The following is a 16236-nucleotide window of genomic DNA, read 5'->3' on the forward strand; positions in this document are numbered from 1 at the left end:
CGGGTCAGAGCTCGGACTGCGCGACGCGCCGCACGCGCGCCTTGTGGCCGCTCAGGAGCGTGTCGAACGGCGGCTCCCCCAGCTCGGCGTGCGGCGCGAACAGCCACTCGAGGATCTCGGCGTCGTCGAAGCCGGCGTCGGTGAGCACGACGATCGTGCCCTGGAGGCTCGACAGGACGCCGACGCGGCCGCTCTCGTCCGGACGGCCGGCGTTCGCCGGGTCGACGAGGTGCAGCGGCACGAGGAACCGAGCGGGGATCTGGAACGTCGTCCGCTCGCCGCGCTTCACGCCGACGACGCGGCGCTCCTGGACGATCCGGCGCACCTTGCCGACGTCCGTGCCGAGCGCCTCGGCGACGTCGGGGAGGGTCAGCCACTCGCCGACCAGGTCGTCGAGGGTCGGGCGGGGGCTGGGGTCACGGTCGGTCACCGGGCAAGCCTACGGCGTGCCTCCACACGACGACCACGCCGTGCGCGCCCGCGCTCACCGGATCGCGACGCCCGGCCACCTAGACTCTCCCCGTGGCCACCGTGACGACCGATCCCCTCGTCGGCCGCCTGGTCGACGGGCGGTACGAGGTCGTCTCGCGCATCGCGCGAGGCGGCATGGCGACGGTCTACCTGGCCGTCGACCGGCGGCTCGAGCGCGAGGTCGCGCTCAAGGTCATGCACGCCCACCTCGCCGAGGGCGCGTCGGGCGCCGACTTCGTCTCGCGCTTCCGCCGTGAGGCGCGCGCGGCGGCCCGCCTCACGCACCCCGGTCTCGTCGCCGTGTACGACCAGGGGCTCGACGGCGACACGAGCTACCTCACGATGGAGTACGTGGCGGGCTCGAACCTGCGCCGCGCGATGCTCACGGAGCGCACGCTGCCGCTCGGCCGCACGCTCGACGTGCTCGAGGACGTCCTCGACGCTCTCGCCGCCGCCCACCGCGCCGGGCTGGTGCACCGCGACATCAAGCCGGAGAACGTGCTGGTCGACACCGAGGGGCGGCTCAAGGTCACCGACTTCGGGCTCGCGCGCGCGGTCAACGAGGTCACGGCGACGACGACCGGCACCATCCTCGGGACCGTCGCCTACCTCTCCCCCGAGCTCATCGCGACGGGCGCGTGCGACGCGCGGACCGACGTCTACGCCGTGGGGATCCTCGCCTACGAGATGCTGCTGGGCACGGTCCCGCACACCGGCACGACGCCCATCCAGGTCGCGTTCCAGCACGTCAACAACGACGTGCCGCCGCCCTCGGACGTCGCCCCGTGGATCCCGCCGGAGGTCGACGACCTGCTGTGCGCGCTCGCCGCGCGCGACCCCGCGGACCGCCCGGCCGACGCCGGCGCCGCCCTCGCGCTCGTCCGCTCGGTCCGGGCGGCGCTCGACCCGGCCGACCTCGAGCGGCGCGTCGAGCCGCCCGCGGCCGCGGGCGTCGTCCACCCCGCCCGAGGCGCGGAACCCGGCCCGACGGCGGAGCACCGTGCGGCGGCGACGGCGCCCCTCGCCGCGCTCAGCCTCCAGGACCGTGAGGCCGCCGGCCTCACGGAGCCGCTCGCCGTGGGGCACGTCGTCGCCCCGACGACACGGCCGGGCCCGCCACCGCCTCCGACTCCCCCGGCCACGGCCCGAGGCCGCGGCCGGGGCCGTGCCCTCGTCTGGTCGCTGGTCGTGCTGCTCGTCCTCGCGGGCGTCGGTGGCGGCGCGGCCTGGTGGTTCTCGTCCGGCCCGGGCGCGTACACGCAGGTCCCCGACGGCCTCGTCGAGGTGTCCCGCACCGAGGCCGCAGCGATCCTCGACGGCGCGAACCTCGACCACACGGTCGAGGAGCGCTACGACGACACCGTGCCCGAGGGCGCCGTCGTCGAGACCGACCCTCCGTCCGGCGAGCCGGTGCGCAAGGACGGGAGCGTCCAGCTCGTCGTCTCGAAGGGCGTCCGGATGCTCACGGTGCCGACCGGCCTCGTGGGCGCCACGCAGGTGGACGCCACGTCCGCGCTGGAGGGCGCGGACCTGACGGTCGGCGATCCCGTCGCGAAGGCGCACGACGAGGTCCCGGAGGGCCAGGTCATGGCGGTCACGGACGGCGACGGCAACCCGATCGAGGAGGGCGCCACGATCCGGCACGACGTTCCCGTCGTGCTCACGGTCTCGTCCGGCCCGGCGCCCGTCGTCGTCCCGCAGGTCACAGGCTCCCAGAAGGACGCCGCGATCAAGGCCCTGGAGGACCAGGGCCTCGAGCCCGCGGTCACCGAGGAGTACTCCGAGTCCGTCGCCGCGGGTCTCGTGATCCGCCAGGACCCCGAGCAGGGCAGCGACGCGCACCGGACGGACACGGTGAACGTCGTCGTCTCGCTCGGCCCCCCGCTCGTCGAGGTGCCCGACACCTACGGCACCAACGTCAAGGCGGCCGAGAAGGCCCTGCGCGACGCGGGCTTCGAGGTCGAGGTCCGCCACCCGCAGGGCATCAGCCCGCTCAACATCGTCTACGCCCAGGACCCGCCGGGCGGGGACGGCCGCACCGCGCCCAAGGGCTCGACGATCGTCATCAACGTCTTCTGACGCGACGGCGACCGGCAGCGGCGTCCTCAGCTGCGGTCCTCAGCGGCAGTCCCTCAGCGGCAGTCCCTCAACGGCGCAGCATCTCCGCGACCTGGAAGGCCATCTCCAGCGACTGCTGGTGGTTGAGCCGCGGGTCGACGAGCGTCTCGTAACGCAGGGCCAGGCCTGCGTCGTCGATCTCCTCGCTGCCACCCAGCACCTCGGTGACGTCGTCGCCCGTGAGCTCGACGTGCAGCCCGCCCGGGACGGTGCCCGCGGCACGGTGCACCTCGAAGAACCCGCGGACCTCGTCGAGCACGTCGTCGAAGCGGCGCGTCTTGTAGCCGCTCGCGGACGTGATGGTGTTGCCGTGCATCGGGTCGGTGACCCACGTGACGGGCACGCCGGCCTGGGACACGGCCTCGACGAGCGGCGGCAGCGCGTCGCGGACGTTCCCCGCGCCCATGCGCGTGACGAACGTGAGGCGACCCTCGACGTCGTCGGGGTTGAGCCGGCGCGCGAGCTCGAGCGCGACGTCGGGCGTCGTGGTCGGCCCGAGCTTGACGCCGATCGGGTTCGCGACGCGCGACAGGAAGTCGACGTGCGCGCCGTCGAGCTGGCGCGTGCGCTCGCCGATCCACAGGAAGTGGGCCGACGTGTCGTACGCGTCGCCCGTGCGCGTGTCGCGGCGCGTGAGCGCGCGCTCGTAGTCCAGGACGAGGGCCTCGTGGCTCACGAAGAACTCGACCGTGCGCAGGGCGTCGAAGTCGGCGCCGCACGCGTCCATGAAGCGGATCGCGCGGTCGATCTCCGACGCCGTCTGCTCGTAGCGCGCGTAGGCGGGATTGCGCATGAACCCGCGGTTCCACTCGTGGACCTGGCGCAGGTCGGCGAACCCGCCGGTCGTGAAGGCCCGCACGACGTTCCACGTGGCCGACGAGATCTGGTACGCCTGGACGAGGCGCTCCGGGTCGGGCACACGCGCCTCGGGGGTGAACGCGTGGCCGTTGATCATGTCGCCGCGGTACGCGGGCAGCGTCACGCCGTCGCGCGTCTCCGAGTCGGAGCTGCGCGGCTTCGCGTACTGCCCGGCCATGCGGCCCATCTTCACGACGGGCATGCTCGCCCCGTGCGTGAGGATGACCGCCATCTGGAGGATCGTGCGGATCTTGTTGCGGATGCGGTCGGCGTTCGCCTCGGCGAACGTCTCGGCGCAGTCTCCCCCTTGGAGGAGGAACGCCTCGCCCCGCCCGGCCGCGGCCAGGCGGGAGCGCAGCGTGTCGGCCGCGGCGGGCACCACGAGCGGCGCGGAGGCCGCGAGCCGGTCCCGGACGGCGTCGAGCGCCGCCTCGTCCGGCCACGTCGGCTGCTGGAGCGCGACGAGCGTGCGGAAGTGGTCGAGCCCGGCGTCGGTCCCCGGCTCGCTCGTGGTGGTCATCCCGCTGCCCGGGTCAGTGCGCGGCGGGTGCCGCGGCGACGAGCGGCTGGCCGATGCCCTCGAGGAGCTCGCCGAACCACTGCTGCGTGACGTCGAACGCCTTGCCGCCGGCGATGCGCGGGAACTCGATCGCGCGCAGGCGGTCGCCGTTCTCCTCGTCGTGCCCGATGACGCCGGACTCTCCGCGCAGCGCGCACTCGACCGCGAGGTCGGTCATCGACTTGATGAGGCGCAGGTCCTCGGCGTTCGCGGCCGCGGCGCGCGAGAAGTAGCCGGACTTCTGGACCATGACCTTCTCGGCGCCCAGCTTGTCGGCGAACTGCTTGGCGAACCACTGGCCCGGGTTGACGGTGTCGAGCTTGACGTGGCCGAACGGGTCGCGCTGGACCTCCTCGCCGGCCGCCTCGAGCTGCGCGACGATCTCGTGCATGCCGGCGCCCTCGGACAGGAAGATGTTGACGTTCCCCTGCTCGTCCATGATCGCCTTGAGGCGCTCGGCCTCGGCGTCGATGTCGAGCGCGAGCTCCGGCAGGAAGACGGCGTGGACGTCCCAGCGCTCGCGCGACAGGCCGAGGGCCGGGGCCCACTCCTGCGCGTCGAGCCACTTGCGGTACTCGGCCGCGGACGCGGCGGTGAGCCACCCGCAGTGCCGTCCCATGACCTCGTGCACGATGAGCATGCGCGGGCCCGAGCGGTGCTCGCCGATGACGTTCGCCGCGAAGCCCGCGGCCTCCTCGGCCGCGGTCCACGCGCCGAGCGACTGACGGATCGGGATCACGTCGTTGTCGATGGTCTTCGGCAGGCCCACGACGGTGAGCTCGTAGCCGTTCTCGTGGAGGTACGCGGCGAGGTCGGCCGCGGTCGTGTTCGTGTCGTCGCCGCCGATCGTGTGCAGGACGTCGACGCCGTCCGCCTTGAGCTGCTCCGCGGCGACCTGCAGCGGGTCCTGACCCTCCTCGACGAGGCCGCGCTTGACGCAGTCGGCCGCGTTGGTGAGCTTGACGCGCGAGTTGCCGATCGGCGACCCGCCGAAGCGGTGCAGGATGCCGGCCTGCTTGCGACCCTCCTCGTCCACCACGATCGTCGTGCCGGTCAGCAGGCCGTGGTAGCCGTACTGGTAGGCGATGATCTCGATCTCCGGGTCGAGCTCCGTGTACCGCTCGATGAGACCCCCGACGGCGGAGGACAGGCACGGGGCGAAACCGCCCGCGGTGAGGAGGGCGACGCGACGAACCGACATGTGAACTCAGAACCTCTCGTAGGACGGATCCTGGCCGGACGGACGCGGTCCGGCGGGGTGGCGGCGACGGCGGCGGGCACGAACCCCGCGAGGGGCACCACGAGCACTGCGCGACCGGCCGTCGCTCAGTCTACTGACGTCGCGCCGGGCTCCGGCGGCGGTTCCGGGACCTGGACGTCGGGAGCCGGGCGGCCGCCGGGCGCGCCGCCCGCCTCCTCGGACTCGGTGTGCCCCGCGGCGAGCCGCGCCTTGGCCGTCGCGGCGTAGATGTCGACGTACTCCTGGCCGGACAACCGCATGATCGCGTACTGGATCTCGTCGGCGACGGCGCGCAGGATGAAGCGGTCGTTCTCCATGCCGCGGTACCGCGAGAAGTCGAGCGGCTCCCCGATGACGACCCCGATGCGCATGGGCTTGGGGATGACCTTGCCGATCGGCTGGGCGATGTTCGTGCCCACCATCGCGACCGGCACCACGGGCGCGCCCGACTCGAGCGCGAGGCGTGCGACGCCCGTCTTGCCGCGGTACAGCCGACCGTCCGGGCTGCGCGTGCCCTCGGGGTAGATGCCGAACAGGTCCCCCTCGCGCAGGACGCGCAGGCCGGTCTCGAGCGCGGCCTCGCTCGCCTTGCCCCCGGCCCGGTCGACGGGGATCGTGCCGACGCCCCGCATGAACCCGGCCGTCAGGCGCCCCTTGACCCCCGTGCCCGTGAAGTAGTCGGACTTGCCGAGGAACTGCACCTTGCGGTCGAGGACGAGCGGCAGGATGAAGGAGTCGATGACCGCGAGGTGGTTGCTCGCGAGGATCGCACCCCCCTCGTCCGGCACGTGCTCGACGCCCCGCGTCCAGGGACGGTACAGGACCCGCAGGATCGGGCCGACCATCACCTGCTTCATGAACCAGTAGAACAACGTTCCTCCTCGCGGGGTCCCGGCGCGGGACGTGCATCCGACTCTAGAGTGATTCCTATGGCCGCACCGAACGCCCAGCCGGACTCCCCGCAGCCCGACGACGCACCCGACCCCACGCCCGACGACGCGTCGCGGGGCCCGGAGCGCGCCGGTCCCGACGACGAGGGTGCCCGGCAGGACGACGCGCCGCACGAGCCGGCCCTCGACGTCGACGCGCAGTGGGCCGGCATCGTGGCCGAGCTCTCCGACCTGTCCGACCTCGACCGCGACGCCGGGCGCAGCCCCGAGGACGAAGAAGGGCCCGCCGACGCTCCGGACGGGCCCGCGCCGTCTCCGCGCGACGGCCGCGACGTGCTCGGGTCGGTGCCGGTCGCGCCGTGGGTCCGCACCAGCGGTCCCCGCGACTGGCCGACGACGCCGGAGGTCGAGGACCTCGAGGAGGCCGAGAGCCACTTCGTGCCGCCCGACCCGCCGCTCGTGCTCGGCCGCGACCCGCTCCTCACCATGGCGTGGGCCCTGGTCGTCGGCGTGCCGATCCTGCTGCTGGTCGTGCTCGTCGTGGTGCGTCCGTACCCGGTGATCGTCGCGCAGGTGGGCGGCGGGGCGTTCCTCGCCGGGCTCGCGATCCTGCTCTGGCGCATGCCCCACCGCCGGGACGACGACGACGAGGGCCCGGGCGCCGTCGTCTGACGCCCGGGCCCCTCCAGGACCGGATGGTCGCCGGTCCGCGGCCGTCGACGGAGGCTCAGCGGCGCGCGAGGTCCGCCGCGCCGACGATCCCGGCCTCGTTGCCGTGCTCGGCGAGCTCGATGCGCGCCTCGGGGCGGTGGCCGCGCGCGGAGAGCTGGTCCGCGAACGCGCGGCGCACGGGCTGGAGCAGCAGGTCGCCGGCCGCGCCGACGCCGCCGCCGATCACGATGAGCTCGGGGTCGAGCAGCGCCGTCACCGAGGCCGCGCCCTCGCCGATCCAGCGGCCGAGGTTGGCGAGCAGCTCGACCGCGAGGTCGTCGCCCTCCTGCGCAGCCTGGGTGATCTGGGGGCCGTTGAGCTTGTCCGGGTCGCCGCCGCAGATCTCCAGGAGGCGCGTCGCGCGGTCCGGCTGGGCGATGAGCGCGTTCTGCCCGTCGCGCACCAGGGCGCGCCCGGACGCGTACTGCTCCCAGCAGCCCTCGTGGCCGCAGCCGCAGTAGTGCCCGCCCGGGACCACGCGCATGTGCCCCACCTCGGCGGCGACGCCCCACTTGCCGCGCACGAGCTCGCGGTCCACGACGATCGCACCACCGAGTCCGGTCCCGACCGTGAGCATGAGCATGTCGGTCGCGTCGCGGCCGACGCCGAACTGGAACTCCGCCCAGCCCGCCGCGTTCGCGTCGTTCTCGACGACGATCGGCACGTCGGTGTCCCCGATGAGCTCGCGCACGTTCCTCGCGAGGGGGTACTCGCGCCACGCGATGTTCGGCGCGAAGAGCACGGACGTGCGGTCGGGGCTGACGAAGCCGGCCGCGGCCAGTCCCATGGCACCCACCTCGTGCTCGGCGGTCAGCTCGGCATACACGTCGGCGATGGCACGGTCGATGCTCGCGACGTCGTCGGGCTCGGTGTCGCGGCGCGTCTGGACGAGGATCTCGCCCTTCTCGTCGACGACCCCGGCCGCGATCTTCGTCCCGCCGATGTCCACACCGATGGCGTGCATGTCCCGTCCTCACTCGCTCGGTAACCGCTGATGAACCGCTGACTGGAAGCCTCACGCTGCGAGTGCTGCCCGCGCACGGGCGACGCACGACGACGGCTCGCGACCCCGCGCCCGGGTCGTCCTGCCGGAACTCCGCGCCCGCGCGAAACGTTGCGCAAGCAGCGCACAGCACCTGAAGCCTACCGACATCGACAGGTCCCGGGCACACACCGCCACTGGGTAGGGTTCTCCCACCGTCGACTACTGCCACTGGAGCCAGAATGGACGAGATCAGCGCCCCACGGATCGTCGAAGTCGATCCCTCGAAGAACCTCAACGACCTGCTCGCGAGCCGCGTCGCGGCCGACCCGGCGGCGCCGATGGTCGAGCGCCGCGTCGGCACCGACGGTGCGTGGCAGGCCCTCAGCGCCCGCGGGTTCGACGCCGAGGTCGTCGCCGTGGCGAAGGGGCTCGTCGCGCGCGGCATCCAGCCGGGTGACCACGTGGGCATCATGTCGCGCACGCGCTACGAGTGGACGCTCCTCGACTGGGCCACGTGGGCGGCCGGCGCCGTTCCGGTGCCGCTCTACGAGACGTCGAGCGCCGAGCAGGTGCAGTGGATCCTCTCGGACGCCGACGTCCGGCTGCTCGTCGTCGAGACCGAGGCGCACGCCGCGACCGTCGGCGAGGTGCGCGACCAGGTGCCCGCGCTCGGCGACGTCCTCGCCATCGACTCCGGAGCGATCGCGACCCTCACGGCCGACGGTGCCGCGGTGGAGGACGCCGAGATCGAGCGCCGGCGCGGCCTGGCGAACCTCGCCGACGTCGCCACGATCATCTACACGTCGGGCACGACCGGGCGCCCCAAGGGCGCGGAGCTCACGCACCAGAACTTCTACTCGCTCACGGTCAACGCCGTGAAGGCGGTGCCCGAGGTGTTCGGCGAGCCGGGCGGTCGCACGCTGCTCTTCATGCCGCTCGCGCACGTGTTCGCGCGGTTCATCGGCGTGCTCGTCGTCGCCGGCGGAACGGTGCTGGGACACACGCCCGACACGAAGACGCTGCTCGACGACCTCGGCACCTTCAAGCCGACGTACATCCTCTCGGTGCCGCGCGTGTTCGAGAAGGTCTACAACTCGTCCGAGCAGAAGGCCGCCGCGGGCGGCAAGCTGAAGATCTTCCACTGGGCCGCCGCGACGGCGATCGCGTACTCGCGCGCGCTCGACGAGCCGTCCGGCCCCGGTATCGGGCTGCGCCTCCAGCACAAGGTCGCCGACGCGCTCGTGTTCAAGAAGCTCCGCCACGCGCTCGGCGGCCGCGCCAAGTACGCGGTGTCCGGCGGCGCGCCGCTCGGCGAGCGGCTGGGGCACTTCTACCGGGGCATCGGCGTGCGCATCCTCGAGGGCTACGGGCTCACGGAGTCGACGGCGCCCACGAGCGTCAACCGCCCCGCGACCACGAAGATCGGGACCGTCGGCGAGCAGCTCCCCGGCTGCGCGGCGCGCATCGCCGAGGACGGCGAGATCCTGCTCAAGGGCGACCACATCTTCCGCGGCTACCACAACAACGAGCAGGCCACGGCGGACGCGTTCGTCGACGGCTGGTTCCGCACGGGCGACCTCGGCTCGCTCGACGAGGACGGGTTCCTGCGCATCACGGGCCGCAAGAAGGAGATCATCGTGACCGCGGGCGGCAAGAACGTCGCGCCCGCCGTCCTCGAGGACCGCATCCGCGCCCACGCCCTGGTCTCCCAGTGCGTCGTCGTCGGCGACCAGAAGCCGTTCATCGGCGCGCTCGTCACGCTCGACCCCGAGGGGCTGCCGGGCTGGGCGAGCATGCACGGCAAGGAGCCGATGTCGATCGAGGATGCGGCCAAGGACCCCGACGTCCTCGCCGCCCTCGACGCCGCCGTGACGCGCGCCAACCAGGCCGTGTCGCGGGCCGAGTCCATCCGCAAGTTCACCGTGCTCACCACCGACTTCACGGTCGAGAACGGCTACCTCACGCCGTCGCTCAAGGTGAAGCGCAGCGAGGTGCTCAAGGACTTCGCGGCCGACGTGGAGGCGATCTACGTGGACGGGCCCGCCCCGGTCCGCTGATGCTCGACGTCGTCGACGACGCCCGCACGGCCCTCCCCGGCACCCGCCGGGGAGGGCCGTCGTCGCTCAGCGGCGCGCGAGCCGCGCGAGGAGCGCCTGCGCCGGGACGCACACCGCGCCCATCGCCTGCACGTCGTCCGACACCGCGCGGTCGCTCGTCACGACGACGACCGGTCGACCCGCGGGCTCGGCGGCGACCAGGCGGCGGATGAGGTCGTCGGCGATCTCCCCCGACGAGAAGAGCACGCGCACGCCGCGCGGGGCGTGCACCGGCCGGGCGGCGGCGTCGGCGCCGTCGAAGCACACCGTGACCTCGGTGCCTCCCGCCGCGACGCGCAGGAGCCCGTTGAGGAGCCGGTCGCGCTGCGCGGCGAGCGTGAGCTCGCCGAAGCCGGTCTTGGTCACGTTGTAGCCGTCGACGACGAGGTGGGTGCGCGGGACGGAGAGGAGGTCGCCGAGCAGCGCGGGGTCGTCCGCCGCGCGCCCGCGCGACCCGGGCCGCGGTCGCGCGGCGGCGCCCGGCAGGCTCGCGGCGACGTCGTCGGCCGGGGTCGTCGTGGCAGGCCCCAGCGCGAGCTCGCGCCGCAGCCCGGCGGCGGCGTCGACCACCGTGTCGAGCAGGAGCCGCGCGCGTGCGGCCGCGGCGTCGGCCGCCGACGTCCGCGCCCGCCGCGCCTCGTCCCGCTCCGCGCGCGCCCGGGCGAGCTCGACCCCCGCGGCGCGACGCTCCTCCCGCGCGTCGCGCAGGGCCCCGTCCGCCTCCGCCCGCTCGGCCGACGCCGCCTCGAGAGCCGCCCGGGCCTCGGCTCGCGCGCGGTCGGCGTCCGCCCGCAGCCGCCGCTCGGTGCGGCGCGCGCCGGCGAGCTCCGCCGTCGCGGCGTCCGCGCGCACGGCGGCGTCGCGCGCCTGCGCCCTCAGCTCCTCGACCTGCGCGGCCAGCCGGTCGCGGTCGCGACGCAACCGGGCGACCTCGCTGCGCTCCGAGCGTGCGGCGTGCAGCGTCGTGTCGAGCGTGCGGGCGCGCTCCACGGCCGCTTCCCAGCCGTCCGGGCGCAGCAGGAAGGCACCGGCGGCGCGCTCGCGGACGAGGGCGGGCGCGGTGGGGCCGTCGTCGCCCGGTTCCGCCACGGCCTCGGCCCGCGGTGCCGGCGTGAGGTCGTCGGGCGGTCCCTGGTCGTCCGGGACCGAGGGGTCCGACGACGCACCCGTCGCGCTCCCGTGCTCGCGCGACCAGGCGGCGGCGACGGCGTGGCGGAACCCGGCGTCGTCGACCAGGGCGCGCCACAACGGCGCTGCACCGGCCGACGCCCGCCGGCGGGGTGCGAAGGCCTTGACGCGTTGCAGGGCGACGGGGACGAGGACCGGGTCGAGCGTGCCGAGCACGTCGGCCGCCGCCTCGACCAGCAGCGCGCGCACCGCCGTCGGGACGCCGCCCCCGGGTCCTTCCTCGTCCGACCTCTCGGCCACCATCCGCTGCCCCTCCCGCGCGCCGGTCGTCGGGAGCGCGACCGGACATTTCGTCCCCGATCGTCCCGATTCCCCGAGGCACCACCCTATGCCGTGCCCGTGCCCGACCGAGGACCCCGCCGCGCCCTGCCTCGGCCGTGTCGGTGGCCGTCGCTAACCTCGCCGCCATGCCGTCCGGACCTCTCCTCGCCTCCTCGCGCGAGGGGTCCGCGCCACGAGGCGTGCCCGTCCAGCCCACGCTCGACGACCTCGGGACGCCGCTGCGCGACGTGACGTTCGTCGTCGTCGACCTGGAGACCACGGGCGGGTCGCCCGCAGGGGCCGGGATCACGGAGATCGGCGCCGTGAAGGTGCGCGGCGGCGAGGTGCTCGGGGAGTTCCAGACGCTCGTCGACCCCGGCGTTCCCGTCCCGGCCTTCGTGGCCCGCCTGACGGGGATCACCTCGTCCATGGTCGCGACCGCCCCGCGCATCGAGGCCGTGCTGCCGAGCTTCCTGGAGTTCGCGCGCGGCGCCGTGCTCGTCGCGCACAACGCGCCGTTCGACATCTCGTTCCTCAAGGCCGCGTGCCGGGCGGCGGACTACGAGTGGCCCGGGAACCAGGTGCTCGACACCGTCCCGCTCGCACGCCGCGTCGTCACCCGCGACGAGGCCCCCAACCACAAGCTCGCGACCCTCGCCGCGCTGTTCCGGGCCACGGTGACGCCCGAGCACCGCGCGCTCGCCGACGCGCGCGCCACGGTGGACGTGCTGCATGCGCTCCTGGCGCGGCTCGGGCCGCTGGGGGTCACCCATCTCGAGGACCTCGCCGGCGCGACGGACCCCGTGCCCCAGGACGTGCGGCGCAAGCGGCACCTCGCGGACGACCTCCCGGACGCCCCCGGCGTCTACCTCTTCCGCGGGCCCGGGGACGAGGTGCTCTACGTCGGCACGTCGACGTCCATCCGGCGCCGCGTCCGGTCCTACTTCACCCGCTCCGAGAAGCGCAGCCGCATCACCGAGATGGTGCGCATCGCGCACGCCGTCACCCCGGTCGTGTGCGCGACGCCGCTCGAGGCGCAGGTGCGCGAGCTGCGCCTCATCGCGGAGCACGCGCCGCGCTACAACCGGCGGTCGCGCCACCCCGAGCGCATGACCTGGGTTCGGCTCACGGACGAGACCTACCCCCGCCTGTCCGTCGTGCGGGACGTCCGCGCCCCGGCGGCGCACATCGGGCCGTTCGCGTCCAAGCACCAGGCCCAGGCCGCCGTCGACGCCCTCCACGACGCGTTCCCGCTGCGCCAGTGCACGCGCCGGCTCCCGGTCGTAGCCTCGCCCGGCGCGACGGCGTGCGTCCTGGCGGAGATGGGGCGGTGCTCGGCGCCGTGCACGACCGTCGCACGTGACACCGGGTACGCGGCCGTCGCCACCGGCGTGCGAGAGGCGTTCGAGGGCGACCCGTCGCACGTCGTCGCGGAGCTCGGGCGCCGGATCGTCGCGCTCTCGCGCGACGAGCGGTTCGAGCAGGCGGGCGAGCTCACGCATCGCCTACGGGCGTTCCTCGCGGGCGCGGCGCGGGCCCAGCGACTCGCTCCGCTCTCCGCGTGCGCCGAGCTCGTCGCCGCCCGCCCGACGGACACCGGCGGGTGGGAGATCGTCGTGGTCCGCCACGCCCGCCTGGCCGCGACCGGGGTGAGCGACCCCGGCGCGGACCCGTGGCCCCTCGTGGACGCCCTCGTCGCGACGGCGGAGACCGTCGCACCGCCCGTGCCGCCCGCCCCGGCGAGCCACCCCCACGAGGCCGAGATCCTGCTGTCGTGGCTCCAGGAGCCCGGGGTGCGGATCGTCGACGTCTCCGGCCCGTGGGCGTGCCCGGTCCGCTCGGCGGGCTCCCACGTCGACCTCGCCGCCACGGCCCGCGACGTCGCGCGCCACGCCGGTCCGGGCGACCGCCCCGACCTGGCGCACGCGGCGCCCGGCGTGACCGTAGAGTGGTCGCCAGTCGACGACCCGACCCCGGAGGAACCATGCTGACCGCCATCGTCCTGATCGACACCGACCCCGCTCGCATCCCCGAGGTCGCGTCCGAGGTCGCCGACCTCAAGGGCGTCAGCGAGGTCTACTCGGTCACGGGCAAGGCGGACCTGGTCGCCATGGTCCGGGTCCAGGAGCACGACCAGCTCGCCGACGTCATCGCGGACCGCATCAGCAAGGTCCCGGGAGTCGTGCGCACCGAGACGTTCATCGCGTTCCGCGCCTACTCCAACGTCGACCTCGAGCAGGCGTTCGCGCTCGGCCTCGACGACTGACGAGGCGGCCGGCGACCGCCGACCGCTCGTCCAGCAGGGTCAGTCCCGCGCCGCAGCCTCCGCCCAGCGCGCGAGGACGTCGCGGGCCGCGCCCGTGTCCACGCTGCGCGCCGCGATCTCGTAGGCGGCGCGCAGGCGCGCGGGGAGCGCGCCCTCCGAGGTCCCGGGCAGCGTGCCGTCCGCGACGAGCCCGGCTGCCGCGTTGAGCAGCACCGTCTCCCGCACCGGCCCTGGCTCGCCCGCCAGGAAGCGTCGCGCCACGTCGGCGTTGTGCGCCGCCTCGCCGCCCCGCAGGTCGGCGATCGTGACCGGCGCGAGGCCCAGGTCGGCGACCGGGTCGAGCCGCTGCTCGGTCACGACGCCGTCGCGCACCTCCCACACCGTCGCCCCGCCCGTCGCGGCGAGCTCGTCGAGCCCGTCGTCGCCGCGGAACACGAGCGCCGAGGTCCCGCGCCCCGCGAGCACCCCGGCGATGAGCGGCGCCATGCGCGCGTCCGCGACACCGATCGCGGCCGCACGCGGCTGCGCGGGGTTCGTCAGCGGGCCGAGGACGTTGAACGCCGTCGGGATGCCGAGCTCCTTGCGCGCGACGCCCGCGTGGCGCATGGACGGGTGGAAGACCATGGCGAAGCAGAACGTGATGCCCGCCTCCTGCACGATGCGGGCCACGCGCTCGGGCCCGTGGTCGAGCCGGATGCCCAGCTCCTCGAGCACGTCCGCCGCGCCCGACGACGAGGTCGCGGCCCGGTTGCCGTGCTTGACGACCCGCACGCCCGCTCCCGCGATGACGAGCGAGGCCATCGTCGAGATGTTGACCGTGTGCGCGCGGTCCCCGCCCGTGCCGACGATGTCGACCGCCGGCCCGTCCACGGTGAACCGGCTCGCGTGGGCCAGCATCGCGTCCGCGAGGCCCGTCAGCTCGGCGACGGTCTCACCCTTCGCGCGCAGCGCCACGAGGAAGCTCGCGAGCCGCACGGGCGACACCTCGCCCGACATCACCTGGTCCATCGCCCAGGCGGTGGAGTCGGCGTCGAGGTCGTGCCCCGCGACGAGCTCGGTCAGCAGGCCGGGCCACGTGAGCCCCGTGCCCGTCGAGTCGCTCGTGGTCGAGGCGGCGGGGTGCGGGGTGGCGGTCACGGGTGGCCCTTCGGCTGGTCGGTCTCCTGTCGGCTACCGCGTGCCGGCGGCACGCAGCAGGTCGACGACGGCACGCTGGAGGGCGACCGCGTCGAACGGTCGCGGCACCGCGTCGTCGGCGAGCGACCACGATGCTAGCCAACCGTCCTGCGGCCTGCCGGTGAGGACCAGGACGGGCGGGCAGCGGTAGACCTCGTTCTTGAGCTGGCGGCACAGACCCATGCCGCCGGCCTTGTCCGCCTCACCGTCGAGGACGAGCAGGTCCCACCCGCCCGCGTCGGCGGACGTCACGACGGCGGCCGGGGTCGCGACCTCGAGCCACTCGATGTCCGGCTGACCCGCACCCAGCCGGCGCCCGACGGCGAGGCGCACCTGCTCGCGCACCGTCACGTCGTCGCTGTAGAGGAGGATGCGCGGCGCGCGCGGGGTCACGCTCGTGTCCCCGTGCGTCGTCGTCACGGTCGTCGTCATCGTCGTCACCGTCGCCTTCGTGGTTCCCTCGGGTGGTCCGGGAGGGCGCGCGCCGAACGCCTGCGGCGCGCGCGTCCCGACTGGCATCTTGGCACGTCACAGCCGATCGCAGCACCCCCTCGCGCGGTGTCGGCGCCGACCGGCGGAGGACCCGGGACCAAGGGCCCTGGCCGGGCCTGCGAGCGTGCCAGTTTCATGGCACTTAGCAGCGATCCGTCACCAAGTGCAGGTCTCCGTGGGAAGATCTGGAGACATTGTGAGATTCACCGCCTCCGGGCGGTCGTCTGCGTGCCGCGAAGGGCCCGTTCGTCGGCCATAATGGCTTCTGTGTCGACCGCAACGGCTGCCCCCCACGCCCATCAGCACGTGAGCGTCAACCGACCGAACCCCGTCTCGGTCGGGACGATCGTGTGGCTGGCCAGCGAGCTCATGTTCTTCGCCGGCCTCTTCGCCATGTACTTCACGGTCCGCGCCGTGATGCCCGCCGACGAGTGGGCCCTGCAAGCGGACAAGCTCAACCTGACCTTCGCGGCGATCAACACGACCGTCCTGGTGCTGTCGTCGGTGACGTGCCAGATGGGCGTGTGGGCCGCCGAGCGCTTCCAGCCCGTGCGCACCGGATCGATCTTCCAGGTGAACCGCTGGGGGATGAACGAGTGGATGACCCTCACGTTCCTCATGGGCGCGTTCTTCATCGGCGGTCAGATCTTCGAGTACGCCGAGCTCGTCGAGCACGGCGTCTCGATCTCCTCGACGCCCTACGGCTCCGTCTTCTACATCACGACCGGCTTCCACGGCCTCCACGTCGTCGGTGGCCTGATCGCCTTCCTGTTCCTTCTCGGCCGCTCGTTCTCGGCCAAGAACTTCGGGCACCACGAGGCCACGACGGCCATCGTGACGTCCTACTACTGGCACTTCGTCGACGTCGTGTGGATCGCGCTGTTCTTCGTGATCTACATCTTGCGCTGACGACCCGCCCGGGGCC

At 73.9% G+C, this 16236-nt stretch carries 14 protein-coding genes; 6 read left to right on the forward strand and 8 right to left on the reverse strand.

Annotated elements, in window-relative coordinates:
• Positions 1–4: 4 nt before the first annotated feature.
• Positions 5–430 carry an Rv2175c family DNA-binding protein gene (locus A0J59_RS09825; protein WP_053371271.1) on the reverse strand — a complete coding sequence of 142 codons (426 nt, stop codon included), beginning with the start codon at positions 428–430 and terminating at the stop codon, positions 5–7.
• 92 nt (positions 431–522) lie between these two features.
• On the opposite strand from A0J59_RS09825, the gene pknB reads away from it, so the two are divergent.
• Positions 523–2550: a Stk1 family PASTA domain-containing Ser/Thr kinase gene (gene pknB / locus A0J59_RS09830; protein ID WP_064315991.1), complete on the forward strand. Its 2028-nt coding sequence runs from the start codon at positions 523–525 to the stop codon at positions 2548–2550.
• 67 nt (positions 2551–2617) lie between these two features.
• Here the strand turns inward: pknB and A0J59_RS09835 are convergent, their stop codons facing one another.
• From A0J59_RS09835 to A0J59_RS09845, 3 genes are all read right to left on the reverse strand, one after another.
• The gene (locus A0J59_RS09835) at positions 2618–3967 is read right to left on the reverse strand and encodes a class II 3-deoxy-7-phosphoheptulonate synthase (RefSeq protein WP_064315992.1); all 1350 of its coding nucleotides are present in this window, start codon (positions 3965–3967) and stop codon (positions 2618–2620) included.
• 13 nt (positions 3968–3980) lie between these two features.
• Entirely contained in the window at positions 3981–5207 is a 1227-nt protein-coding gene (locus A0J59_RS09840) for a pyrophosphate--fructose-6-phosphate 1-phosphotransferase (protein WP_064315993.1), read from the reverse strand.
• 125 nt (positions 5208–5332) lie between these two features.
• Positions 5333–6118 (reverse strand): 1-acyl-sn-glycerol-3-phosphate acyltransferase, encoded by a 786-nt coding sequence (locus A0J59_RS09845; RefSeq protein ID WP_231581824.1) that lies wholly within the window; start codon positions 6116–6118, stop codon positions 5333–5335.
• 57 nt (positions 6119–6175) lie between these two features.
• Between A0J59_RS09845 and A0J59_RS09850 the strand changes: the two genes are divergently transcribed.
• On the forward strand, positions 6176–6808 hold the full coding sequence (locus A0J59_RS09850) for a hypothetical protein (RefSeq protein ID WP_064315994.1): 633 nt from the start codon (positions 6176–6178) through the stop codon (positions 6806–6808).
• A gap of 55 nt (positions 6809–6863) precedes the next feature.
• Here A0J59_RS09850 and A0J59_RS09855 read toward each other — a convergent pair whose 3' ends face one another.
• Positions 6864–7811, reverse strand: coding sequence for an ROK family glucokinase (locus A0J59_RS09855; RefSeq protein WP_047233162.1), 948 nt, complete (start codon positions 7809–7811; stop codon positions 6864–6866).
• Between the two features lie 260 nt (positions 7812–8071).
• Here A0J59_RS09855 and A0J59_RS09860 point away from each other — a divergent pair, with 260 nt between their 5' ends.
• Entirely contained in the window at positions 8072–9889 is a 1818-nt protein-coding gene (locus A0J59_RS09860; RefSeq protein ID WP_053371267.1) for a long-chain fatty acid--CoA ligase, read from the forward strand.
• Between the two features lie 66 nt (positions 9890–9955).
• Here A0J59_RS09860 and A0J59_RS09865 read toward each other — a convergent pair whose 3' ends face one another.
• Positions 9956–11359, reverse strand: coding sequence for an NYN domain-containing protein (locus A0J59_RS09865; RefSeq protein ID WP_064315995.1), 1404 nt, complete (start codon positions 11357–11359; stop codon positions 9956–9958).
• Positions 11360–11523: 164 nt separating this feature from the next.
• On the opposite strand from A0J59_RS09865, the gene A0J59_RS09870 reads away from it, so the two are divergent.
• Positions 11524–13368 carry a DEDD exonuclease domain-containing protein gene (locus A0J59_RS09870; protein ID WP_082918898.1) on the forward strand — a complete coding sequence of 615 codons (1845 nt, stop codon included), beginning with the start codon at positions 11524–11526 and terminating at the stop codon, positions 13366–13368.
• Positions 13362–13643, forward strand: coding sequence for an Lrp/AsnC family transcriptional regulator (locus A0J59_RS09875; protein ID WP_024840033.1), 282 nt, complete (start codon positions 13362–13364; stop codon positions 13641–13643). The genes A0J59_RS09870 and A0J59_RS09875 overlap by 7 nt, the downstream gene beginning before the upstream one ends.
• Before the next feature lie 39 nt (positions 13644–13682).
• Here the strand turns inward: A0J59_RS09875 and trpD are convergent, their stop codons facing one another.
• Both trpD and A0J59_RS09885 read right to left on the reverse strand, forming a co-directional pair.
• Positions 13683–14780 carry an anthranilate phosphoribosyltransferase gene (gene trpD, locus A0J59_RS09880; RefSeq protein ID WP_064315996.1) on the reverse strand — a complete coding sequence of 366 codons (1098 nt, stop codon included), beginning with the start codon at positions 14778–14780 and terminating at the stop codon, positions 13683–13685.
• 33 nt (positions 14781–14813) lie between these two features.
• Positions 14814–15251, reverse strand: a complete 438-nt coding sequence (locus tag A0J59_RS09885) for a response regulator transcription factor (protein ID WP_064316006.1) — start codon at positions 15249–15251, stop codon at positions 14814–14816.
• A 318-nt stretch (positions 15252–15569) separates the two neighbouring features.
• Here A0J59_RS09885 and A0J59_RS09890 point away from each other — a divergent pair, with 318 nt between their 5' ends.
• Positions 15570–16220: a heme-copper oxidase subunit III gene (locus A0J59_RS09890; RefSeq protein ID WP_082141561.1), complete on the forward strand. Its 651-nt coding sequence runs from the start codon at positions 15570–15572 to the stop codon at positions 16218–16220.
• Positions 16221–16236: the final 16 nt, after the last annotated feature.

The organism is Cellulosimicrobium sp. I38E, from assembly GCF_001647255.1.
In the GTDB taxonomy this organism is placed as follows: Bacteria; Actinomycetota; Actinomycetes; order Actinomycetales; family Cellulomonadaceae; genus Cellulosimicrobium; species Cellulosimicrobium cellulans_E.